Raw genomic sequence first — 22151 nt, 5'->3', positions numbered from 1 at the left:
TCATCGATTTTGCAGAACAGAGCTTCTAGACTGAGCATGGCGGGGTTGGGCTGAGTGTTGTTTTGGTTAATGCCTCAGCTTAACCAGCCCCGTCTTTCCTTCGCTCCCCTTATCCCGAATTCACGTTAAAATCATCTAACAATTCATTATGCAGTCTCAAAGTCTTATGGATAAAAGGCAAAGACATTAACGCTAAAATGCATGATCCTGTTGTATATTAACTAGCCAAGACCAGCTCTAAAATCTATATTTGAAACTAACATCAATACTCTATTTTACTCATACTGAACACAATCAAAACTATCATAAAAAATGGGCTGGCGACCACCAACCCACTTTCTCACTCAGTCATTATCATCGAGAAACTAAACTCAAGACTGACCCGGCAGCAAAAACCGCACTATCATATACAAAGAAGCGGCAACTAGTTGGGCTAGCATCACCGGAATTCCATACCTTAAGAAGCGATGAAAAGAGATACTTTTGCCGTGCAATTCAGCAATTCCAGCCGCCACAATGTTGGAAGATGCACCGACTAGGGTTCCGTTACCTCCCAGAGTTGCGCCATACATCATTGCGTAGAACAGGGGCAACACTTGCGGAGGAAAGCTCCCAGAATAATCCTGCGCCAAAATTTCTGGCCCAGCCATCCCTACATTCACCACATATTCCTTGAGCAGGGGAACCATTGCCACGACCAAAGGAATATTGGGAACAACGCTAGACACCAAGCCCACAAAGAAAATGAGGGCGATCGAACCCAAGAAAATATTGGTTCCGAGCATGGCTGCCAAGGCTCCTGACAAAAGACTGACCACGCCAGTTTTTTGCAAGCCGCCGATCAGCACAAAAATGGACATGAAAAACAGCAATGTGCTCCAATCCACATCTCGCAAAATGTTATTAACGGTGTCAATTTTGCTGTGATGGGCTAAGAGCAAGGCTAACGCAGCACCTAGGAGGGCAACGGCGGCGGGAGAAACAGGAATGGGCAATGACTCACCAATCACAAAAAAGACCAACACGAGCAGCACAATCAGACCACCAAAGGCTAATGTGCGCGGGTGATTAATTTTGGGATGGGGCAAGTCGTCCAGATTTTTCAGCTCTTTCTTCCAAGTGGTTCGGAACAAAATAGGAAGCAGCAAAACAAGCACCCCGATCGCCACAGCACCCCCTAGGCTGAGGCGAGTTAGGTATTCGGTGAAGGTTAAATTTACTGCGTCCCCAACAATGTAGGTGGCTGGGTCACCCACAATGGTTAAAAGGCCAGCACTGTTGGCCACAAAAACCATCAAAATCAGAAGGGGCACGAAATCTACGCCCACTTCTTCTGCCAATGGGGGAATTAAAGGAGCCAACAACATGACTGTGGTGGCGTTTGGCAAAACAGCACAAATGGGCGTTGTGATGCCCACAATCCCTAACAGTAAATTTTTGCCTTTGCCTTGGGCCAAAATCACCATTTGGGTGGCTAGATAGTCAAAAACTTTGGTGGGTTCAAAGGCTCGCACCAAAATCATGACCCCCAAGAAGAGGGCGAGGGTTCCGTGGCTCTGACTGATATACCCGATCGCCTCTTTCAAGCTCATTACGTGGGCAAACACCAACACCAGCGCTCCCAAAAAGGCTGCAACCGTGAGGTGAATCCATTCCGTCATGATCACCACAATGACGGTGATGAAGACAATTCCGGCAATCCAAGCGTCTAGGTTTCCGATTTGCTCTAGCATGTTCGATTCTCCTTCCATTGGCTGACGAGGTTAGCTGACGGGCTAGGCTTGGAAGTAGCCTTCTTGCAGCACAAGATTCGCCCCAAAGTTTAGGCTGGTTCCCCCGCTCGATCGCCCTGCTTCAATTGGACTTAAAGACCAGAGCCGATCGATTAAGCGTTGACTACGAGATAGTGAAAGTTGCAATTTGTCCATGTCGTTTATCAATGACATAAAGCGACTTAATCCAATCAAGTGTCTACTCAAAACAATCCAAACTTGGTCTAATTGCCCTTCAGCTAAAAACGTCTACCTTGAGGTTGTCTAACCACGACTGATGAAATTTCTTGACGAATTGCCAAAAAGTTTCTTCACTTTGCTATTGATTTTGTAATCACCAAAACCAATAGTTCTAGGCATGTCATTCCAAGCATGGAGACAATGCATGAAGACTCAGGTGGAATCAGCCTAAAGACTTTGGGCAACTGATAGATTTTGATGAATTTCTTTTGAGTTGGCTCGGTGGATTCAAACCTGTGTCATGGATCACAGATTATTTGGACAGACTGCCGTTTGACGCTAGCATGGATAACTTGGGTGGGTCAATCAAGGGGCGATCGCCTGGGATTTGACTCTAGGTACAACTCCCAAGTTCCGGTACTGTGAATAAACGAGTCAAACTCACCGTAAATTGAGTCACCAAATCGCCGTTAGACCCCGAGCAATGGATATCAAAAATGGATTCGTCGGGACAGTTGGTAATACTCCGCTGATCCGGCTCAACAGCTTTAGTGACGCAACCGGCTGCGAAATCCTGGGTAAAGCGGAATTTTTGAACCCTGGTGGGTCGGTTAAAGATCGGGCGGCCCTTTACATTATTGAAGATGCGGAACGGCGCGGGTTGCTGAAACCCGGCGGCACGGTCGTGGAAGGCACGGCGGGCAATACGGGCATTGGCCTCGCCCACATTTGCAACGCTAAGGGCTACAAGTGCCTGATCGTGATTCCCGATACCCAGTCCCAGGAAAAAATCGACCTGCTGCGGACGCTGGGGGCGGAAGTGAAGACCGTGCCCGCCGTGCCCTACCGCGATCCTAATAACTATGTGAAGCTGTCGGGCCGGTTGGCGACGGAAATCCCGAACGCCATTTGGGCCAACCAGTTCGACAATTTGGCTAATCGTCAGTCCCACTACGAAACGACGGGGCCGGAGATTTGGGCGCAAACGGACGGCACGGTGGACGCTTGGGTGGCGGCGACGGGCACGGGCGGCACCTATGCAGGGGTGGCGATGTTTCTGAAGGAGCAGAGCCCCCAAGCGCAAATGGTGCTGGCGGATCCGATGGGCAGCGCGCTCTACAGCTACGCGAAAACCGGGGAGCTGACAATGGAAGGCAGCTCGATCACCGAAGGAATCGGGAATTCGCGGGTGACGGCGAATATGGAGGGCGTGCCGATCGATGATGCGATTCGGGTGACGGATCCGGAGGCGTTGGCGGTGCTGGCTCAGTTGATGAAAAAGGAGGGGCTGTTTATGGGCGGCTCCGTGGGCATCAATGTGGGAGCGGCGGTGAAGCTGGCGGAAAAACTGGGGCCGGGCCACACGATCGTGACGGTGCTGTGCGATGGCGGGTCGCGGTATCAGTCGCGGCTCTATAACGCGGAGTGGCTGGCCAGCAAGGGGCTGGTGATGCCGGATTAATGCAGGTTAAATCCCCGCAAGCCGGAGGGCGCAACGCCTTGCGCCCCTACGGAGGTGGTGGTGCGATCGCCCGGAGATGGGTGTTTGGGTCGATCGCCCGGTCAACCGGTGACGATCGGTGGTGCGTACCCGGCGCGGTAGGATAGGGAGTCGCAATTTTTGTTGCTATTCGTTTGCTTCGTCCTGTCGCTCCATCTGTCGCCATGACCGTTACCGCTGGGAACTGGGCCGCCACTGCCGGTGAGGCTGAATTGCGCGATCGCCTGTTGGATTTGCTGTGCGATCGCGCCTATCGCGAAGGCGATTTCACCCTCTCTTCGGGCCAAAAAAGCACCTACTACATCAACTGCAAACCGGTGACGCTGCATCCTGAGGGAGCGTTAGCCTTGGGGCGGTTGCTGTTGGGGCAAGTGCCGACGGGCGCGGCGGCGGTGGCCGGGTTGACCCTGGGGGCTGACCCGTTGGTGTCGGCGGTGAGTGTGGTGTCGGCGCTGGAAAACCGCCCAATTTCTGCCCTGATCATCCGCAAGGAAGCCAAGGGCCACGGCACGATGGCCTACATCGAGGGGCCGGCGTTGGAGCCGGGGTCATCGGTGGTGGTGCTCGAAGATGTGGTGACGACGGGTGGGTCGGCCCTGAAGGCGGTCGATCGCCTGAGGGAAGCGGGCTACAAGGTCGATCGGGTCTTGGCCGTGGTTGATCGCCAGCAGGGCGGCGCGGAACTTTACGCGCAACATGGCTTGGCTTTTGAGGCGCTGTTCTCGATCGCCGATGTACAGGCCCATTACGCGGCGCGATCGACCCAACCTTAATCGATCACCCGACCCGCATTCCTGTAGGGGCGCACCGCCGTGCGCCCTCCGGTTCGATCAATTCGGGTGGGGGCTGGGCGCACGCGGTGCGCCCCTACGGGTGGATTTTCGTATTGAATTTTGTTGTCTGAAATCTGTTTTTGGGAGCTTGTAACCGTGACTGGAACCCGCCTGCAAAACCAAGTGGCTGTTGTAACCGGGGCTTCTCGGGGAATTGGCCGAGCTGCGGCCCTCGCCCTGGCCGCCGAAGGGGCCAAGGTAGTGGTGAACTATGCGGCTTCCAGCGGGGCGGCTGAGAGCTTGGTGGCGGAAATTGCCGGGAATGGGGGCGAAGCGATCGCCGTGAAAGCCGACATATCCAAGTCGGACGAGGTGGATGCGCTGTTGCAAGCCACCTTGGACAAATGGGGCCGCGTCGATGTGTGGGTGAACAACGCCGGGATTACCCGCGATACGCTGCTGCTGCGGATGAAGCTGGAAGACTGGCAGGCGGTGATTGACCTGAACCTGACCGGCGTGTTTTTGGGCACGAAGGCCGTCAGCAAAGTGATGCTGAAGCAAAAGTCTGGCCGGATCATCAACATCGCTTCCGTGGCGGGGCAAATGGGCAACCCGGGCCAGGCCAACTACAGCGCCGCCAAAGCGGGCGTGATTGGTTTCACGAAGACGGTGGCCAAGGAACTGGCGGCGCGGGGAATTACGGTGAATGCGATCGCCCCGGGGTTCATCGCCACGGACATGACCGAAGGCCTGGACAGCGAAGGCATCCTGAAGGCGATTCCGTTGGGTCGCTACGGCAAGCCCGAGGAAATTGCGGGTACGGTGGCCTTTTTGGCGGCGGATCCGGCGGCGGCCTACATCACGGGCCAAACGATTAACGTGGATGGCGGCATGGTGATGGCGTAAGGGTTGATTCGTTTTCTGCACATTCCGGAGCTAAATCATGAGAGCCACGCGCTGGGCGATCGCCCCGGAAGATGCCGATCGCGCCGCTGAGATTGCAGCGGCCACGGGCCTGTCGCCGCTGTTAGCGCAGGTGCTGATCAATCGCGGCATCGATACGCCGGAGCTGGCCGAGCTGTTTCTCGACCCGGATTTGGCGGAACTGCCCAGCCCGATCGCGGAGTTTCCCGACCTGGCCCCGGCGCTGGATCTGTTGGCGGAGGCGATCGAACGGGGCGATCGGCTCGGAATTTGCGGCGACTACGACGCGGACGGCATGACCAGCACCGCCCTGCTGATCCGCGCCTTCCGCCATTTGGGAGCCGATGTGACCGCCTCGATCCCCAGCCGGATGACCGATGGCTACGGGATTAATCAGCGGATCGTGGAGGAGTTTCACCAAAACGGGATCAGCCTGATCCTGACGGTGGACAACGGAATCGCCGCCTACGAGCCGATCGCCCGGGCCCGGGAGTTGGGGTTAACCGTGATCCTGACCGATCACCACGATGTGCCGCCCCGGATTCCGCCCGCCAACGCGATCCTGAACCCGAAATTAATCGATCCGGCCTCGCCCTACGCCGGATTAGCCGGGGTCGGCGTGGCTTACGTGTTGGCCGTGGCGTTGGCCCAGCGGATGGAGCGATCGGCCCCGTGGAAATCCCTGTTGCAACTGTTCACCCTGGGGACGATCGCCGATCTTGCGCCCCTGACCGGCGTGAATCGGCGCTGGGTCAGGCGGGGCCTCAGTTTGCTGCCCTTTTCCACCGTGCCCGGGATTCGCGCCCTGCAACAGGTGGCGGGGATCAGCGTGGCCGATGATGGGCAAGGGGACGGCAACGCCACGGCCAGCACCAGCAAAGGCCCCCTGAAACCGGAGGCGATCGGCTTTCGGCTCGGGCCGCGGATCAACGCCGTGGGGCGGATTCACCAGCCGGACGTGGTGATCGACCTGCTGACCACCGATGACAGCGGTGAGGCCCTGGAGCGGGCCATGCAGTGCGAGGAAATCAACCAGAAGCGCCAACAAATTTGCAACCAAATTGAGCAGGAAGCCCACGCCTGGTATCAAGCCAGCGACTTGGATCTGAAGGCGGCGCGGGTGATGCTGGTGGTGCAACCGGATTGGCACCACGGGACGATCGGGATTGTCGCCTCCCGGTTGGTGGAGCGTTACGGCGCACCCGTGTTCATCGGCACTTACGAAGAGGAAAACCCCGAGCAGGTGCGCGGTTCCGCCCGCAGTATCCCGGAATTCAACGTCTTTGAAGCCCTGGAATATTGCAAAGACCTGCTGACCAAGCATGGCGGCCACCGAGCGGCGGGCGGCTTTTCGCTCCCGGCGGCCAATTTGCCGGCCTTTGAGGCGCGGTTGCGGGAATTTGCCCAAACCTGCCTGCAACCGGAGCATATTTGCCCGCTGGTGCAGCCCGATGTACGGGCCAGCCTAAGCGAGTTGGACGGGGAACTTTACGAACAAATCGACATGCTGCACCCCTGCGGCATTGGCAACCCCGACCCGGTGTTTTGGTCGCCAGGGTTGCAGGTGGTGGGTCAGCGGCAGTTGGGCCAGGATCGCAAGCATCTGCGGCTCACGGTGTCCGATGGGACGGGCCAAATGGAGGCGATCGCCTGGCGTTGGGGCGATGCGTTTCCGTTACCGCCCGTGGTGGATGTGGCCTATCAGCTCAAGGAGAACCACTGGAACGGCGCGGTGAATTTGGAATTGGACGTGGTGGCGATCCGGCCCGCTGTGGCTGGTAGTGCCCCGGTTCGATCGCCCGTCGTCGCCGATCGCCCAGTTACCTACGATCCGGCCGTAACGGCCGCCGTGCCAGACAAGGGGCTTGATCACCTTGCTCCCCCGAATCCCAAGCGGGCTAGCTTTACCTTCCGCGATCGCCCCTACAACTGCGCCTGGGGCGATCGGGACGGCCAACCGGAATTGCGAATCCGCAACCCCGAGGGCAAAGTGCTGGCCCTGGTTGATGGCGAATCCACCGGCTTACTCGGCCCCAACCGGGAAACCGCCGAGCCGGTGGATTTGAATCATCCCTTTTTTCGATCGCTGATTGCCGCCGCCAAAGGGGCCCTAACTGGGGCTGATCCTGCTAATTCAGGCCTAACTGGGGCCGAATGACCGACAGCACCCGATCGCCCCTCAACAATTCTTCCGCCGCGGCCGCCTGCATGGGTTTGGCAAACAAAAAGCCCTGGCCATAGTCACAGCCCAACTGTTCTAGACATTGCAACTGTTCTGGGGTTTCAATGCCCTCGGCCACCGTGTGAATGTTCAAACTGCGGGCTAAGTTCACGATCGTCCGCACAATGGCGGCGCTGTCTTCCGAGTAGGGCAGATCCTTCACGAAGGAGCGATCGACCTTGAGGGCGTTGATGGGGAACTGCTGCAACCGGCTGAGGGAAGAATAGCCCGTGCCGAAATCATCAATGCAGGATTGCACCCCCAACGCCTTGAGCCGTGCCAGCTTATCCACCACCGAATCGACCCGCTCCGCAATCACACTTTCGGTCACCTCAATGCGCAAACAGGCCGGCGGCAAGCCCGTTTCCATCAGGGTTCGTTCAATCTGCTGCACCAAATTTGCTTGGGCAAACTGTCGCCCCGCAATGTTGACGCTAATGGAGAGGGGGAGATGGCTATGATCCCGATGCCAGCGCGATCGCCACTGTTGCAGTTGGGCGCAGGCCGCCGCCAACACCCATTCCCCCAAATGCACAATCAAATCCGTTTCCTCTGCTGCGGCCACCATCACGGACGGCGAGATCCAACCCTGTTGGGGGTGATTCCAGCGCACCAGGGCCTCAAAGCCCACCAACCGCAGATCTTGAATGCGGACGATCGGTTGGAAATAGACCTCTAAACCGTTGTTGCTGAGAGCTTGGCGCAAATCGCTTTCAATCTGCAACTGCGTGAGGGTGCTGTGGTGCAACATTGGCTCAAAGACTTGGGAGCAGCCCTTGCCGTTGGCCTTGGCGCGATACATGGCAATATCCGCATCGCGCATGAGGTTTTGCCAGTTGGCGTAGGGCTGTTGGGTGGCGGGATCCTGGCTGAGGGCCACGCCAATGCTGGCGCTGGTGTAGAAGTCATGGCCATGAATGTGAAAGGGCTGTTTCAGGTGTTCCTGCACCCGATCTGCTACCCACAGGGCCTCCTCACTTGTGCCCACATCGTCCAAAATCACGGCAAACTCATCGCCCCCCAGCCGGGCCACGGTGTCGTTGCACCGCAGGCAACTTTGCAGACGGCGGCCAATTTGCACCAAGAGTTCATCGCCCGCATGGTGTCCTAGGCTGTCGTTGACCACTTTGAACCGATCGAGGTCCACATACAACACCCCAAACATCCGATTGGCGTGGCGTTGGGATTGGCTGAGGCAAACTTTCAGCCGATCGACAAATAAGTTTCGATTGGGCAGCCCCGTCAAGGCATCGTAGAACGCGTTGTAGGTTAACTGTTCTTCCGCCTGTTTGCGGGCGCTGATGTCTTCAACCAAAGCCAGGGTGTAGGGCTGCGCGTCGCTGGCAGATTGCACCAGGGAAACGGTCACATTCACCCACTGGAGCTGACCGTCTTTGCGCAGGTAGCGTTTTTCCAGAGAAAAGGAGGAAATGTCGCCTCGCCACAGCCGCTGGGATTGTTTGAGGTTTTCAGCCAAGTCGCCGGGATAGGTCAAATCCTGAAAAGTTTGCTGCAAAAGTTCTGCTTCTGTGTAGCCCAGGAGGTTACAGAACCGCTGATTGACATGTAAATAGCGGCCGTTGGGGTCAATTTGGCAAATCCCGATCGCGGCCTGTTCCACGATCGCCCGAAACCGTTCTTCGCTTTCTCGGAGGGCTGCTTCTGAGCGCTTGCGTTTGTCAATGTCGGTAATGGATCCCACCATTCTTTGCACTTGTCCCCGGCGATCCCACTGGGCTTGGCCTCGGGCCGAAATCCATTTGTATTGGCCATCGCGGCATCGCAGCCGATATTCCATGGAATATTCATTGATTTTGCGGTTGACATAATCGTCAAAGCCCCGCAAAACGCGACCCAAATCATCGGGATGCACTCTAGAAATCCATTCCGATCGGCGGTTGCCAATTTCATCGGCTTGATAGCCCAACATAGATTTCCAGCGGCTAGAGTAGACCACTTCATCGGACTTGGGGTTCCAATCCCAAATGCCGTCATTGTTGCCCTGGAGCACCAGTTGCCAGCGATCTTCGTTGGATTGCGCCCGATCGGCCAGGCGAGCGGGCAACTGCATCCAGCGATAAATCTGCACACCGCCAATGATCGCCAAGCCACAGCCAGTTAACCAAGTCCAGAGCGATCGACGCGAGTACAGCACCCAACCATCTCGGGGCAAGGCCGCCAGCTCCCAATGGCTGTTGCCCACTTGCAGGAACGATCGCACCGGTTGCTGGCGAGCCAAAATTAATTCCCCAAATTGCCGCTCCAAAGCTTGGCCCCGCACCCACACGGCCAGATGGACTGACGATTGGCGATTGGCGCGCAAATCTTCCACCACTTGGTTGACCTTGATCGCCACTTGCACTTGGATCGGGGGTTGACCCAAGGAAGCCAACTGACGAATGGGCATAGTGGTGTTAATGAGAAGCAGAGGCCGGGGGCGATCGAACTGAAGACGGGGGAGACAGACGGGATTTAAGTTCCAGGGTAAATCCGTGGCTAATGTCCAAGAGGGGGCCCGCGATCGACCCGCCGCGATCGACTGGGGCGGACAAGCGGCTGAAGTGGGAACTCGGGGGCTAATTTCGGCAGGGGGCAACGGGGGATAGCGGTATACAACCCGCGGCCCCTGAACCACCTGCACCGCTTGGATGGCCGGATCATCGGCAATGATTGAACCGGCAAAGGCGTTGAATGCTGCGGTGTTGAGCCGCCCTTCAGTGGCAATGTAGGTGGCGAGGCTGTAGCCCAGCATGGCCCGCACCTTCAGGTTGCTTTGAATTTGGGTTTCCAGGGCCGTCAGCTCCGCCGAAATGCGCGATCGTCGATCGTATAAACGGCGATCACGATCGGCCTGATCAAATAGCCAAGTGCCGGCCAAAATCGCAACAACAGTTCCGCTCGCAACGATCGTGGGTAGCCAAGGCATCTTCATAGACAAAACCAAATAAGCACAAAGCGACTGGGCCGCCGCGTGATTGTTGGGTCTTCGGGGTGGTTGGTAACCTCCCGACAGACAGTTGGCAGGTGAGCGATCAACTGGACGATCGATGGCAATCGGCGGGGATCATCATCCGATCCACAGGCAATTGACAGGCCGTCAACGGGGGATTGATAGGCATCAACGGGCGATCAATAGGTGATTGGCAGGTCTTCAACAGGCAATTAACAGGCAAGCAACACACAAGCAATCGGCAAGCAATCGGCAATCAACAGAAAATATCTTGGTCATTCGTCACCAAGGCAGACCGGATGCCACTGCTGTCATCAAGGTGATGGAATAGCAAAGATCTTTGGAGGAATATCTTGGCTCAAGGGTATTCGTCCAAAAATATTCGCCCCCTTTTGCCTGGTGTTGAACAAGGTCACATTTTAGGTGATGAGCGAAAATTGCACCCTTTTATATCTCGCTTGAGGTCTGGGTCAGGGGGCTGGTGGCCGCTGGGCCGACGGCCGATCAAGCCGGTTTGGCTCCGTGGCTCCTGTGATCGGTGACCGAGCAGGCTAGTTAGTCAGTGGCTGAGTGGGCGATCGGGATTGGGCCATTGCCACGGGATGCGGTTCAGTGGGCTTGGAAGTGGGCTTGGAAATGGGCTTGGAAGTGGGTTTTGAAAAAAGCAGCAAAATGCCTTTAAAAAATGACTGAAGAAAATGACTAGGAAAAATGACCCAAGAGCCAGCCGGCAAAATAACTTGAAAAGTGGTTCTAAAATACTTCAGAAATGGCTGAATAATGCTGGTTTTTGTCCAAAAGTCCCACGGGCACTGGGATAGCCTGAGCTAGGAGAGCTTGGACAGAATGGATCGAGATTGTTCGATCCCACACCACTTTCACCCGCACCATTTTCAAAACCTGCCGACCGAGTGATGCGAGTCTTTTTCCATTCTTGGGCTGATGGGGCCGGTTGAACCTTGCTCTCCCAGAACTTGGGAAAGCAGGGGTTGCAGCGAGCATTCTAAGGGGTTTTGTTGAGATCATCTGGCTGCAAAGGTAACAGCACTTGATAGATATTTGTGGCCCGTTCTCGCCCCTTAAGGGTAACTGGGCCAATGAATCGGGTGGGAAAGCGGTCGCGCACATGGCGATAGGTTTCTTCTTCAATGAAAATGCGACAAAGTCCTCCATCAAAGGATTTGTCATAACTTTCCAATCGGGCGGCTATGTTCACAGTGTCCCCAATAACGGTGTATTCCAACCGGCGGACATTGCCAATGCAACCACTCATGACGGGGCCCGAAGCGATACCAATCCGGATGGCGGCGGTGGGGCGGCCTCGATCGCGCCACTGTTGATTTAAGCGCTGGAGCCGTTGACCCATCTCCACGGCACAGGTGACGGCAGCGATCGCATCGTCACCCACCTGGTGATCGCGCGATTGGGGAACCGGTACGCCAAACAGGGCCATGATTGCGTCGCCAATGAACTTGTTCACGATGCCGTTGCGATCGAGCACGCTTTGGGTCATGGACTGCATATACTCATTCAGCCAGGGAAAGATAATTTCCGGTGGGTTGGATTCCGCGATCGATGTGAACCCCACCAAATCCGCAAACATGACCGTGGCTGGCAAAATCTGCCCAATGAATTCCCCGCGCCGCACAATTTGGTGGCGGCTTTGCCAAATCACCTGGGCCACCTGCGGCGTAACGTAGCGCTCAAACAGCTCGGTGATGGTTTGTCGATCACGCCGTTCTTTGGCCGCCAACCCCAACGAGGCCCCAAAGGAACCACCCACCAGCCCCAAAACCGGCGGCACTAGCGGAATCCAAACCATCCATTGCAACGCTTGCCAAGCGGCCGCCAGAATGGCCACGATGCCCAAAGCCGTCATGGCAAACAGCAGCAACGGTTGACGCAGAGTCCAGCCCAGCAGCGTGCCTCCCACCGTCCAAAGCACAATCCAGCCCATTTCCCAGGAGTCGCTCCAAACCTGAAGGAGGGGCCAGCCGTCGATCGCCGCCGACAGCAGTTGGCTGGCGATCGTGGCATGAATTTCCACGCCGGAGGTCAGTTGCGGGCCCTGGTCTGTGTCGCTGTAGGGGGTATAGAACCGATCGCCCAGACTTTCCGCCGTGACTCCCACCAACACCAGTCGATCGTAGAGGGCATCCAGGGGCACACGTCGATTTAAAACATCATTGGCGGAGTAAACCTGAAACCCACAATTGCGTTGGCTGTCGGTGGGACAGGCCAAGCCGCGATAGTCCAACAACAGTTGATAGCCATCATCGATCGCCCCCACATAGGCCCCATCGTTGCCCTGAAAGGGGGTGATGGTGGCGCGACCCAGTTGATAGATGCCTGCTTCTTCGTCGAGGGCTTCCAACGTGATCGGGTTGGGCTGGCGCTCCAGATAGTTCAGCGCCACTTGGGTTCCCAAACCAAAGACCGCTTGATCCTGCTGGTCAGCCAAAGACAAAATTGCCCGTCGGACTTTGCGATCGGGATCCAGCAGCAAATCCGACGCGGCGATCGCCCCTGGTTTGTCAATCAAGGCCGGTGGCGGCGCGATGCCCTCGCCACTGACCTTGCGGATTCCCACCAGGCGATCGGACTGGCGCAGCAACTTTTCCAAGCGATCGTTCCCCGGGGGCATGGGAAAATCCCGAACCAAATCCAGCCCAATCATCCGGGGTTCATACTCTTCCAGCGTTTCCAGCAAGTCCGCCAACTTTTCATCAGAGAGGGGCCATTGCCGAAACAGTCGCAAGTCCGCTTCCGTCACCACCACCAACACCACCCGTTGCTCCAAACGGGCCGGCCGCCACCGCACCAGTAAATCAAACGCGGCCCACTCTGTCCCCTGCATCCAGCCTAACCCCCGCACTGTCACCACCACCACCGCCACCAATAGGGCGATCGCTATCCCATCGCGCCAAGACAGCAACACTGACCCGGCCCATAACCGATTCAGGAGGCGAATCCATTTCGTGATGGTTTTAAGCAAGGGTTGAGCCAACATGGAACGCAGGCGACGGTGGGCGGATGGTCATGAGGATGGCCGGGCCGGTCAGATGCTAAATCATTGCTTCGTTGATCCGCGTGAATCTCCTTGAATCTCCTTGAATCTCCTTGAATCTCCTCGAATTTCTTCGGATCTCCTTAGATTTACTCGGATCACTGGATTGCTATGAATTGATGATGCTTGAGATCAGTAATTGAGTGAGAGTCGCCGCGATCACCCCCTACCTTAGCCTTGAATCCTCAGAATCGCTGATTCTGGAACATTTGTAGCCTGCTTGGCTGGAGAACGAGCAAGATTCCCGAATGGGAACGGAGAGGCGTTGCGGGCCAAGGCGGCGGCTGGCTCGTCAAAATTGATACTTGAATTGTCCCCCCTAAACCCCTTGTCCAGTCGCGATCGGGATCTGGTCAAGATTCAACATTCAGCAGGTCAAGGCCTGGCTCTGTCCAGGCGTTCAGACAAAGGGTTTAGCCCCCTTGCTTCGCTGTGATCGGGATTTGGTCGATATCTGTTTGGAATTTGATCAAGAGTTAGCAAATCACGATCGCCCCGTTTCAGTCATTTTCTAAGGCTTTCGCCCTCTTCCTAGCCCTGGACAAGCCTCCCCCAAAGCCGGACAATCTGAGGCGATCTTTTTGCGATCGTCCGTTCGATCACCCGCCATGAGTCAAGCATCTACACAACCCAACACCCAACCCAAATTGATCATCCACGGCGGCGCGGGCAGCTCGCTCCAGGGCAAAGGGGGCGTGGCTGCTGTGCGAGCGCTGCTGTCCGGCATTGTGGAGCAGGTCTATCAACGTTTGTTGGCCGGGGCCAGTGCCCAGGAGGCGGTGGTGCTGGGCTGTCGGTTGTTGGAAGATGAGCCGCGCTTCAATGCGGGTACGGGGTCAGTGTTGCAGTCCGATGGGCAAATTCGCATGAGCGCATCCCTGATGGATGGCAGTGCCCAACGGTTCAGCGGCACGATTAATGTGTCGCGGATCCAAAACCCGATCGAACTGGCGGCCTTTTTGCAAACCCAGAGCGATCGGGTGTTGTCGGATGTGGGGTCGGCGGAGTTGGCGCGAGAACTGGCCCTGCCGATTTATAACCCACTAACGGATTTGCGCCTCAACGAGTGGATCGAGGAGCGCAAGGACAACTTCAGCAAGCGATCGATGGCTGCCACGATCGCCGAAGTTGAGGCCGGTTCCCGATCGGACTCGGCGGGCCGCGGCACGATTGGGGTAGTAGCGCTGGATCAGCAAGGGCGCGTGGCGGCCGGCACTTCCACCGGGGGCAAAGGCTTTGAGCGCATTGGCCGGGTCAGCGACTCCGCCACCCCAGCGGGCAACTATGCCACGGCCCACGCGGGCGTGAGTTGCACCGGCATTGGCGAAGACATTTTGGACGAATGCTTGGCGGCCAAGATTGTGATCCGGGTGGATGACGGCCTGGGCTTGGCGGCGGCCTTTGAAAAGTCGATGGCAGAAGCGGCCGATCGGGGTCGCGATTTGGGGGCGATCGGGCTGGATGCCACCGGGGCGATCGCCTGGGGCAAAACCAGTGAGGTCTTGTTGGCGGCTTACCACAACGGCACAACCTTGGGAGACACGCTGGAGTTGCCCGACGGGTTGCAAGTGGGCAGTTGCTAGGGGCGATCGGCTCCGGCTTGGCCCGTTGGGTTGGTTAAATTGGATTGGTTAAATGGGACTGGTTAAAATTGACATAGCCAAGCCGTGCCGCGCCGCCATGATTGCCGTTCCTAACTACATCAGCCCTGCGGATTATTTAGAGCTAGAACAAGCCAGCCCCCACCGCCACGAATATCGTCAGGGGCTGGTTGATGCGATGGCGGGCGGCACGGATAACCATGATCGAATTGCCCTCAATTTGTTAACGCTCATTAATTTGCACTTGGGCAATTCGGACTGTCGGTTTCATTCGGGCAATGTCAAAGTTGCCTACCAAGATCAGTTCTATTACTATCCCGATATTTTTGTCACCTGTGACCCGCGCGATCGCCTGGATCGCCAGGTCAAACGCTATCCCAAATTGATTGGAGAAGTGCTTTCGCCCAGTACCCAATTGTTCGATCGCACCCAAAAGTTTGAGGACTATCAAAAACTGGATTCGCTAACAGAATATCTATTAATTTCACAGGATCAACCCCTGGTCAGTTGTTATCGCCGCCAGGTCGATGGTGCTTGGGAATTAACGGTTTACCAAACGGGCGATCAAGTGATGCTAACCAGTCTGAATCTGGAGTTTCCAATCAGCGCCCTCTATCAAGGTTTGGATTAGCTACTCAACGCTATTTGTTGATTAGCCGCTTAATATTATTTGCCAATTATTCGCCAATTATTTGCCAATACAAAACCGGCTGAAAATTCGATCGAGCACGGATTCTGTGACCTCTTCGCCAGTGATTTCCCCCAGGGCTTGAATCGCATCCCGCAGGTCGATCGTCCAAAAATCCAGGGGCAATTGTTGGGCCATGGTTTCGCAGACCCGCCCGATCGCCTGTTGGGCCCGTAGCAGGGCCGCCGCTTGTCGCTGGTTAATCGCCACATCTAAATCCGCCGCCTGTACCCGACCCGATCGGGCAATTTGCAAAATCGCCTGCTCCAGATCGTCAATACCGCGTCCTTCCGCCGCTGCCATGTAAACCACTTGGGCAAAATCCTGGGGCAACAGAGACGAAATCGTTTCCGGAGCCACCAAATCGATTTTGTTCACCACCAAAACGGTCGGCGGCAGGGGGTGATCGGGGTCGGCGGCGCGGATTTGTTCATAGATGGCCCGATCGCCCCCCGTCCAGCCCCGGGGCGCTTCGATCACCAACAACAGCAAATCCGCCGATCGAGCCGCAGCCCGCGATCGCTCCACCCCAATTTTTTCCACCAGGTCATCGGTTTCCCGAATTCCCGCCGTATCCAGCACTTGGATCGGGATGCCGCCCACCACCAGCCGCGATTCCACCACGTCCCGTGTGGTTCCCGGCAACTCCGTGACGATCGCCCGATCGCTGCGGCTCCAGGCGTTCAACAGGCTGGACTTGCCCGCGTTCGGTCGCCCGACGATCGCCACCTTCAACCCACTGCGCAACAGCTCACCCCGATCGGCCGTGGCCAACCAGCGATCGATCTGGCTGGCGATGGTTTGCAGGGCCGCCGTCACGGCGGGCAAATCCAGCGGCGGCAGATCGTCTTCAAAATCAATACGGGCCTCAATTTCTGCCAACCAATCCATACAGTTCGATCGCAAATCGCGAATCGGCCGGGCCAGCTTCCCTTGCACCCCCGCCAAGGCCGCCTGGGCCGCCTGGGGTGACTGGGCCCCCACCAAGTCCGCGACGCTTTCCGCTTGGGTCAGGTCAATCCGCCCATTCAAAAACGCCCGCAGCGTAAATTCCCCCGGTTGCCCCAGACGCGCCCCCTGCTGCAAACAGAGCTGTAGCGTTTGTTGCACCACCATCATTCCCCCGTGGCAGTGGAGTTCCACCACGTCCTCGCGGGTGTAGGTGCGCGGAGCCGCCATCAGCAACAGCAGCGCTTCGTCAACGGTTTCGCCCGTTTGGGGATTGTGCAAATAGCCATACAAAATTCGGTGACTATCCCAGGGTTGGGAGCCGGGGGCCCGAAAAATTCGCCGGGCGATCGCCCAGGCCTCGGGCCCCGACATCCGCACAATGCCAACGCTGCCCTGTTGCGGCACAATTGCCGTGGCGATCGCGGCAATTGTGTCTTGCTTTGTGGCCGATGCACCCATAGGTTCGGTCTATTGCAATCCTCTGCAATGGTTCTGTTTTCAGGAATCAGGGGACTAATCTAGGGCATAAATTCGCCCAAATTAGCCCAAATTAGCCCATGGGTTTAGAGGATGCCTGAGGAGTAACTTGGGATCCTGGCAAAGCACTCGTAGTCTTAGGGGCAAGGAGCTTAAGCCCCTTGTCTTTGTTGATCGGTGAGACCTGAAAGGTAGCAGTTTGGGCTTGGCAGACATCCTCTCAGAAAACTCATTCAGGGGCTGAATTATGAGGAAATTAACTCTCAGGAGTTGAATTCTCAAGAGTTGAATTCTCAAGAGTTGAATTCGAGGGCGTAAGGATCACCGCCGCCTGTTCCAAAGCTAGCTTTTGGGTCAATTGGGCCCGCAGGGTTTCGATGCGCTGACGATTGAGTCCCAAGTCTGATTCTCCCAATCGCGAAGCCGATCGCACCTGAATTTGATTGGTTTCTCCATCCAGCAAAAATTCCACATCGTCCACAAACCCCAGCAGCGGTGTGGTGAATTCTGCATAGAGATAATTGGGCGATTCAGTAATCACGGTGGTGCGTTCCGTCGCTTTCACCAACTCGGTCAGGGCCGCAAAAACATGATCAGCATCGCCCATAATCTGGAGCGGGGCGATCGTGTGTTGCAAATCCGTGATCGGGGTTTGGCTGCTGACGCAATTGGGACTGTTGGGACAGGGGCGAAGTTGACCCGCCACTGCACCCAAGTTTTCGGGGCGATTGCCCGCAAACAAATTGCCAAAAACAGAACCCATGATCGGCCCGGGCGCGGCCCAGGCCGTGGTTGCCGGTAGCCACAGCAGCAGGGCCGCCACCCAAGCCAACCAGCCGGGGGCGTTGCCGTTGCCTGATCGCAGCGAATGGCTTTGGGTTCTGAACTGATTTTGATCTTGTGGTTTCCCCATCACCCCACCCATAGGTTGCATCCGCCGTTTGTTAATTTTGGGCTTGGAATTGAATGAACTGAACGAACTGAGCTTAGCCAACGGAGGTTAGCCAACGGAGGTTAGCCAATGGAGTTGACTCGACTGAGCCGGATTGGCTCAGCTTTCAGTCTAATGAACTGAATTTTGATCAAGTCAATTGGGCAAATCTTCAGGCCAGCACTGCTGCAAAATCAGGGATGTATCTTCACGGAGCCAGCCCGACGCTGCGGAACGGATACGTTCGATCGATTTCCCTGGCCCTAGAGTAACGATTTCCCAAAAAGTTGGCTGGCTGGGATCAGGGTTTGGGCAAAACCACGGGCGCAAAAAAGGGCGCGGTAGCTCCCACGCCCTGGCCCTTAAGTTGTTTTGGTTTGAATGGAAGTTCAAACCCCACTCGATCGAGCTTGGGATTTAAGCAGCCGATTCTGCTTCGGCGGCGGCCTTCACCTTGCGAGGATCGAGCTTAATCGTCAGGTAGCGAATCACGTCTTCGCTGAGGCGCATGGCCTTTTCCATGGGGGCGATGTGGCTGCCGGTGGCGTGTTCATAGTTCATTTGGATGTACACGCCTTCGCGGCAACGGTTGATTTCATAGGACAACCGGCGCTTGCCACGGTGTTGGATTTCGAGGCCGGTGGCTCCTTGCTCCGTCAGCATCGTCCGATATTTGTTGATGTTGGCATCCACGGCCTCTTCGTTGAGGTCGGGGCGCAGGATGTACATCGTTTCGTAGAGGCGATTTGCAGACATGGATGGGTAGTTCCTTGCGGACAATAGAATGGTCGATCGGGCTGACTGGGGGGCAATGCTGAGGGCCCCGCTGTTGCCGATCGACAAGGATTCACGGGCTGTATATCATACCCCACCGAGGGGCTGCCCGATCGCCCGAATTCTCCCGATCGCCCCGATGCCGTGAACAGCGATTAGCGCACCTGCATATGCACCGCTTCCGAGAGGCTGGGAATTTCTGCCAAGCGCCCCAAAGCCGACTGGACGATCGAGTAAATGGCTGCCGCTACAACTCCCAAGAACACCGTGCTGCCCAAGGTCTCCTCAATGAACCCCCCCATTGGCTGGAAGATCACGCCAATTACTAGGCTACAGAGTGACACCAAAATCGAAATCAGAATCGATTGCATGGTGTTGAAGCGAATGAAATAGCTGATGTTGCTGTTACGAACCACCAACAGGAACAGCACCAAAAAGATGATGAAGCTCATGAAGGGAATTTGGTAGAGCTGAAGCAGGGGCTGCAGCGGCACATACAACACCTGCAAAAATGGCAGTTCTCCGAAGATGGAGTTACTAAACCTCTCCACATCCACCAGCGGCAGGGCATAGACCAAAGCACCAAACAGGCGATCGCGCCAAGTTGTCGTCGTTCCGCGCCAGTTCACGATCGGCATCTCCCGAGAGCATTGAATTGATCTATTTTAGACGCTGGTTTTGGGCGGGCCATGGTGCGATCGCCCCACTTGATCGCGCTTCTGCTGGCGATCGCCCGTGGATCATGGGTGGATGCTCAATCATCGAGTCGGGCGGCGGCGGCCAGGTCATCAGCCGGGCGCAACCAGTGGGCAAATTCATCGGCAAAATTGCCCGCCAAAATAGCCGATCGAATCCGCTGCGTGAATCGGATTAGCTCCGTCACGTTGTGGATTGCCAGCAGCGTGTAGCCCAAAATTTCCTTGGCGCGGATTAGGTGGCCAATGTAGGCGCGGCTGAAGTTTTGGCAGGTGTAGCAAGGGCAGGTTTCATCCAGCGGCCGGAAATCTTCCCGGAATTGGGCGTTTTTCAGGTTCCAACGCTCACCCTGCACCAGGGCCGCCCCATGCCGCGCCAGTCTTGTGGGAATCACGCAATCAAACACATCAATCCCGGCGGCGATCGCCTGGGCCATTTCTCGATAAGTCCCCACCCCCATCAAGTAGCGCAATTTGTGGGGAGGCAACAGGGGCGTGGTCGCTTTCACGATGTGCTCAATCAGTTCCGGCGGTTCCCCCACGCTCACCCCCCCGATCGCGTAGCCGGGCAGATCCAGGGCCGCCAAATCCGCCGCCGCCTTGGCTCGCAAATCCGCGTAGGTTCCCCCTTGAACAATGCCGAATAGGGCTTGATCAGAACGCTGATGGGCCTCGATGCACCGCAGCAGCCATTGGTAGGTGCGATCGGTCGCCTTTTCCACCTGTTCGCGGGTGGCTGGGTAGGGCGGACATTCATCAAACGCCATGATCACATCGGATCCGAGGGCGTTTTGAATTTGAATGGATTTTTCGGGGGTGAAATCAATAATGCTGCCGTCGTGGGGCGATCGAAACGTCACGCCCCGATCGCTAATTTGCCGCATTTCACTGAGGCTAAACACCTGAAACCCGCCCGAGTCCGTCAGAATCGGCCCCTGCCAGTTCATAAACTTGTGCAGTCCGCCCGCCGCCTGCACGATGCCTTCACCCGGTTGCAAATGCAGGTGATAGGTATTCGACAAAATCATCTGGGCCCCAGTGGCGGCCACTTGATCCGGCGACAGGGTTTTGACATTGGCCAATGTGCCCACGGGCATAAAGCGAGGGGTTTCCACAATGCCGTGGGGCGTGTGAAAAACACCAACGCGGGCCGATGTTTGGGAACATTCAGCCACTAACTCAAACCGAAAATCAGGGGCAATAGCACTCATGAACGGGGGCAAAATTTTTCGGACTGCTGAGCAAATTTCTGAAAACCCAAAACGAATTTTTGCTAACTCCAACGATCAATCCAGACAAGGGGCTTAAGCCCCTTGCTCCCCACGACGATTGGGACTTGATCAGGGCTTCAAGATACTTTTCAAATATCCTCCAAGCTCCTTATCTCGGCAATTTGGGTAAGTTCCCGAATTGCATGTTGAATTTAGCTTTGGATGAACGGTTGGATTGAGTTGAATTGAATTGAGTTGAGTTGAGTTGAGTTGAATTGAATTGAATTGAACTGGGGAATTTAGCGTGCCGCCCGCACCAGCAGCCCCGTCCCCAACGCCCCAACCACCAACAAAGGCAACCAAGCCGCCACCATCGGAGACAGAAACTCTGTTCGGGCCAAGGCATCCATCAGGAAAGCCAACAAATAATAGGCGAAAATGACCACCACGCTCACACCAAAACTGGTGGCACGGCCAAGGCGTTGATGGCGACGATTGGCCAGCGCTGAACCCACCAAACCAAAGCCTACGCAAATGAAGGGAAATGCGTATTTTTGCTGAATTCGTAGCTCTAGCTTGGTAATTTCTGCTCGCTCGCCACTCTGACGCAAAATGGCCAAACGCTCTTGAGCTTCGGCAATATTCAGTTCATTGGAGAAGCGATCGCGCACGGCCAAATCGAGGGGCGTTCGGGGGAGCTGCAACCGTTGTTGCTCAAAACGCAAAATGTCGCGGTAGGAACCATCGGGAGCCACCAAATAAATCGTGCCATCTCGGAAATCCCAGGCCCGCTCTTGGGAATTCCAAACGGCAGATTTGGCGGTCACAATTTGACTGATGCCCGCCTGGGAGCGATCGATAATCGTCAGGGAAAGCATCTGTTTGCCGTCATAGCGCTCGGCATAAAACACACGGCTGAGAATGCTTTTTTTCTCACCATCCGGTTGTTCAACTTCGCTGAATTCCCGATAGAAAATATTTTCTTCCCGAAAGGAGGGCTGGTTATCGTCGGTTCCTAGGGCCCGCTCCAAAATGGTGGTGGCTTGGTAGTTGGCGGCGGGTACTAATGCTTCGTTAAAAACAAAAGTTAGACCCGTGACAAACAGGCTGAGCACCAAGGCCGGTGCAACAATCCGATAAACCCCAATGCCGCAACTGCGGAGGGCCACCAATTCGCTGTCGTTGGACAGCCGCCCAAAGGCCATCATGGAGGCCAACAGGGTGGACATGGGGAAAGACAACACGATGAAGTAGGGCATTTGCAGCAACATCACCTGCATGGCCAGGTGAATGGGCAATCCTTCTTCTACGACTTTGCGCACGAGGTCAAAAACCGTGCCTACGGAGACCCCGATCGAGGAGAATGCACCAACCCCAAACAGAAAGGGCATGGCCAGTTCCTTGGCCAGGTAACGATCCATCACGCTGATTTGTG

At 56.2% G+C, this 22151-nt stretch carries 16 protein-coding genes and 1 riboswitch; of the genes, 7 read left to right on the top strand and 9 right to left on the bottom strand.

All coding sequences use genetic code 11. The annotated features are described in order from the left end of the window. Positions 1 to 371: 371 nt before the first annotated feature. The gene (locus VPK24_RS02730) at positions 372 to 1733 is read right to left on the bottom strand and encodes an ArsB/NhaD family transporter (protein WP_393010490.1); all 1362 of its coding nucleotides are present in this window, start codon (positions 1731 to 1733) and stop codon (positions 372 to 374) included. A gap of 3 nt (positions 1734 to 1736) precedes the next feature. After that, a riboswitch (cyclic di-AMP (ydaO/yuaA leader) is annotated at positions 1737 to 1889 on the bottom strand. Between the two features lie 547 nt (positions 1890 to 2436). On the opposite strand from VPK24_RS02730, the gene VPK24_RS02725 reads away from it, so the two are divergent. The 5 genes from VPK24_RS02725 to recJ all read left to right on the top strand — a co-directional run bounded on the left by VPK24_RS02725 (position 2437) and on the right by recJ (position 7308). After that, entirely contained in the window at positions 2437 to 3414 is a 978-nt protein-coding gene (locus tag VPK24_RS02725) for a cysteine synthase A (protein WP_393010488.1), read from the top strand. Continuing rightward, a complete protein-coding gene (locus VPK24_RS02720; RefSeq protein ID WP_393010486.1) occupies positions 3414 to 3560 on the top strand; it encodes a hypothetical protein in 147 nt (48 codons plus the stop codon). The genes VPK24_RS02725 and VPK24_RS02720 overlap by 1 nt, the downstream gene beginning before the upstream one ends. A 57-nt stretch (positions 3561 to 3617) precedes the next feature. Further along, a complete protein-coding gene (pyrE, locus tag VPK24_RS02715; RefSeq protein ID WP_393010484.1) occupies positions 3618 to 4226 on the top strand; it encodes an orotate phosphoribosyltransferase in 609 nt (202 codons plus the stop codon). 156 nt (positions 4227 to 4382) lie between these two features. Then, entirely contained in the window at positions 4383 to 5132 is a 750-nt protein-coding gene (gene fabG, locus VPK24_RS02710; protein ID WP_393010482.1) for a 3-oxoacyl-[acyl-carrier-protein] reductase, read from the top strand. A 37-nt stretch (positions 5133 to 5169) separates the two neighbouring features. Continuing rightward, positions 5170 to 7308 (top strand): single-stranded-DNA-specific exonuclease RecJ, encoded by a 2139-nt coding sequence (gene recJ, locus VPK24_RS02705; protein ID WP_393010481.1) that lies wholly within the window; start codon positions 5170 to 5172, stop codon positions 7306 to 7308. On the opposite strand, the gene VPK24_RS02700 is transcribed toward recJ, so the two are convergent. Both VPK24_RS02700 and VPK24_RS02695 read right to left on the bottom strand, forming a co-directional pair. After that, positions 7280 to 10303: a bifunctional diguanylate cyclase/phosphodiesterase gene (locus VPK24_RS02700; RefSeq protein WP_393010479.1), complete on the bottom strand. Its 3024-nt coding sequence runs from the start codon at positions 10301 to 10303 to the stop codon at positions 7280 to 7282. The two genes, recJ and VPK24_RS02700, sit on opposite strands and share 29 nt — an antisense overlap. A gap of 1021 nt (positions 10304 to 11324) precedes the next feature. Beyond that, positions 11325 to 13331, bottom strand: a complete 2007-nt coding sequence (locus tag VPK24_RS02695) for a CHASE2 domain-containing protein (RefSeq protein ID WP_393010477.1) — start codon at positions 13329 to 13331, stop codon at positions 11325 to 11327. Between the two features lie 665 nt (positions 13332 to 13996). On the opposite strand from VPK24_RS02695, the gene VPK24_RS02690 reads away from it, so the two are divergent. Next, the gene (locus tag VPK24_RS02690; protein ID WP_393010475.1) at positions 13997 to 14971 is read left to right on the top strand and encodes an isoaspartyl peptidase/L-asparaginase; all 975 of its coding nucleotides are present in this window, start codon (positions 13997 to 13999) and stop codon (positions 14969 to 14971) included. Positions 14972 to 15068: 97 nt separating this feature from the next. Then, the gene (locus tag VPK24_RS02685; protein WP_393010473.1) at positions 15069 to 15620 is read left to right on the top strand and encodes a Uma2 family endonuclease; all 552 of its coding nucleotides are present in this window, start codon (positions 15069 to 15071) and stop codon (positions 15618 to 15620) included. A 57-nt stretch (positions 15621 to 15677) separates the two neighbouring features. Here the strand turns inward: VPK24_RS02685 and mnmE are convergent, their stop codons facing one another. The 6 genes from mnmE to VPK24_RS02655 all read right to left on the bottom strand — a co-directional run bounded on the left by mnmE (position 15678) and on the right by VPK24_RS02655 (position 22137). Then, positions 15678 to 17087 (bottom strand): tRNA uridine-5-carboxymethylaminomethyl(34) synthesis GTPase MnmE, encoded by a 1410-nt coding sequence (mnmE, locus tag VPK24_RS02680; RefSeq protein WP_393010471.1) that lies wholly within the window; start codon positions 17085 to 17087, stop codon positions 15678 to 15680. A 274-nt stretch (positions 17088 to 17361) separates the two neighbouring features. After that, a complete protein-coding gene (locus VPK24_RS02675; RefSeq protein ID WP_393010469.1) occupies positions 17362 to 18018 on the bottom strand; it encodes a DUF1499 domain-containing protein in 657 nt (218 codons plus the stop codon). A 435-nt stretch (positions 18019 to 18453) separates the two neighbouring features. Next, entirely contained in the window at positions 18454 to 18792 is a 339-nt protein-coding gene (gene rpsF, locus VPK24_RS02670) for a 30S ribosomal protein S6 (RefSeq protein WP_099532772.1), read from the bottom strand. Positions 18793 to 18965: 173 nt separating this feature from the next. Beyond that, on the bottom strand, positions 18966 to 19448 hold the full coding sequence (locus VPK24_RS02665) for a Tic20 family protein (RefSeq protein ID WP_393010466.1): 483 nt from the start codon (positions 19446 to 19448) through the stop codon (positions 18966 to 18968). A gap of 116 nt (positions 19449 to 19564) precedes the next feature. Continuing rightward, positions 19565 to 20716 (bottom strand): tRNA guanosine(34) transglycosylase Tgt, encoded by a 1152-nt coding sequence (tgt, locus tag VPK24_RS02660; RefSeq protein WP_199291584.1) that lies wholly within the window; start codon positions 20714 to 20716, stop codon positions 19565 to 19567. Between the two features lie 299 nt (positions 20717 to 21015). Next, positions 21016 to 22137 (bottom strand): LptF/LptG family permease, encoded by a 1122-nt coding sequence (locus tag VPK24_RS02655; protein WP_393010504.1) that lies wholly within the window; start codon positions 22135 to 22137, stop codon positions 21016 to 21018. Between the last annotated feature and the right edge of the window lie 14 nt (positions 22138 to 22151).

Origin of the sequence: Limnothrix redekei LRLZ20PSL1 (assembly GCF_043235035.1) — a bacterium.
Classification (GTDB): Bacteria; Cyanobacteriota; Cyanobacteriia; order CACIAM-69d; family CACIAM-69d; genus CACIAM-69d.
Note: the sequence above shows the minus strand (reverse complement) of the source record. Positions and strands in the feature narration are given on the sequence as shown.

Bases quoted from the DNA above. Each gene is read 5' to 3' on its own strand.
- VPK24_RS02730 (WP_393010490.1), bottom strand. From the start codon at position 1,733: ATGCTAGAGCAAATCGGAAACCTAGACGCTTGGATTGCCGGAATTGTC.
- VPK24_RS02725 (WP_393010488.1), top strand. From the start codon at position 2,437: ATGGATATCAAAAATGGATTCGTCGGGACAGTTGGTAATACTCCGCTG.
- VPK24_RS02720 (WP_393010486.1), top strand. From the start codon at position 3,414: ATGCAGGTTAAATCCCCGCAAGCCGGAGGGCGCAACGCCTTGCGCCCC.
- pyrE (WP_393010484.1), top strand. From the start codon at position 3,618: ATGACCGTTACCGCTGGGAACTGGGCCGCCACTGCCGGTGAGGCTGAA.
- recJ (WP_393010481.1), top strand. From the start codon at position 5,170: ATGAGAGCCACGCGCTGGGCGATCGCCCCGGAAGATGCCGATCGCGCC.
- VPK24_RS02700 (WP_393010479.1), bottom strand. From the start codon at position 10,303: ATGAAGATGCCTTGGCTACCCACGATCGTTGCGAGCGGAACTGTTGTT.
- VPK24_RS02695 (WP_393010477.1), bottom strand. From the start codon at position 13,331: ATGTTGGCTCAACCCTTGCTTAAAACCATCACGAAATGGATTCGCCTC.
- VPK24_RS02690 (WP_393010475.1), top strand. From the start codon at position 13,997: ATGAGTCAAGCATCTACACAACCCAACACCCAACCCAAATTGATCATC.
- VPK24_RS02685 (WP_393010473.1), top strand. From the start codon at position 15,069: ATGATTGCCGTTCCTAACTACATCAGCCCTGCGGATTATTTAGAGCTA.
- mnmE (WP_393010471.1), bottom strand. From the start codon at position 17,087: ATGGGTGCATCGGCCACAAAGCAAGACACAATTGCCGCGATCGCCACG.
- VPK24_RS02675 (WP_393010469.1), bottom strand. From the start codon at position 18,018: ATGGGGAAACCACAAGATCAAAATCAGTTCAGAACCCAAAGCCATTCG.
- rpsF (WP_099532772.1), bottom strand. From the start codon at position 18,792: ATGTCTGCAAATCGCCTCTACGAAACGATGTACATCCTGCGCCCCGAC.
- VPK24_RS02665 (WP_393010466.1), bottom strand. From the start codon at position 19,448: ATGCCGATCGTGAACTGGCGCGGAACGACGACAACTTGGCGCGATCGC.
- tgt (WP_199291584.1), bottom strand. From the start codon at position 20,716: ATGAGTGCTATTGCCCCTGATTTTCGGTTTGAGTTAGTGGCTGAATGT.
- VPK24_RS02655 (WP_393010504.1), bottom strand. From the start codon at position 22,137: ATGGATCGTTACCTGGCCAAGGAACTGGCCATGCCCTTTCTGTTTGGG.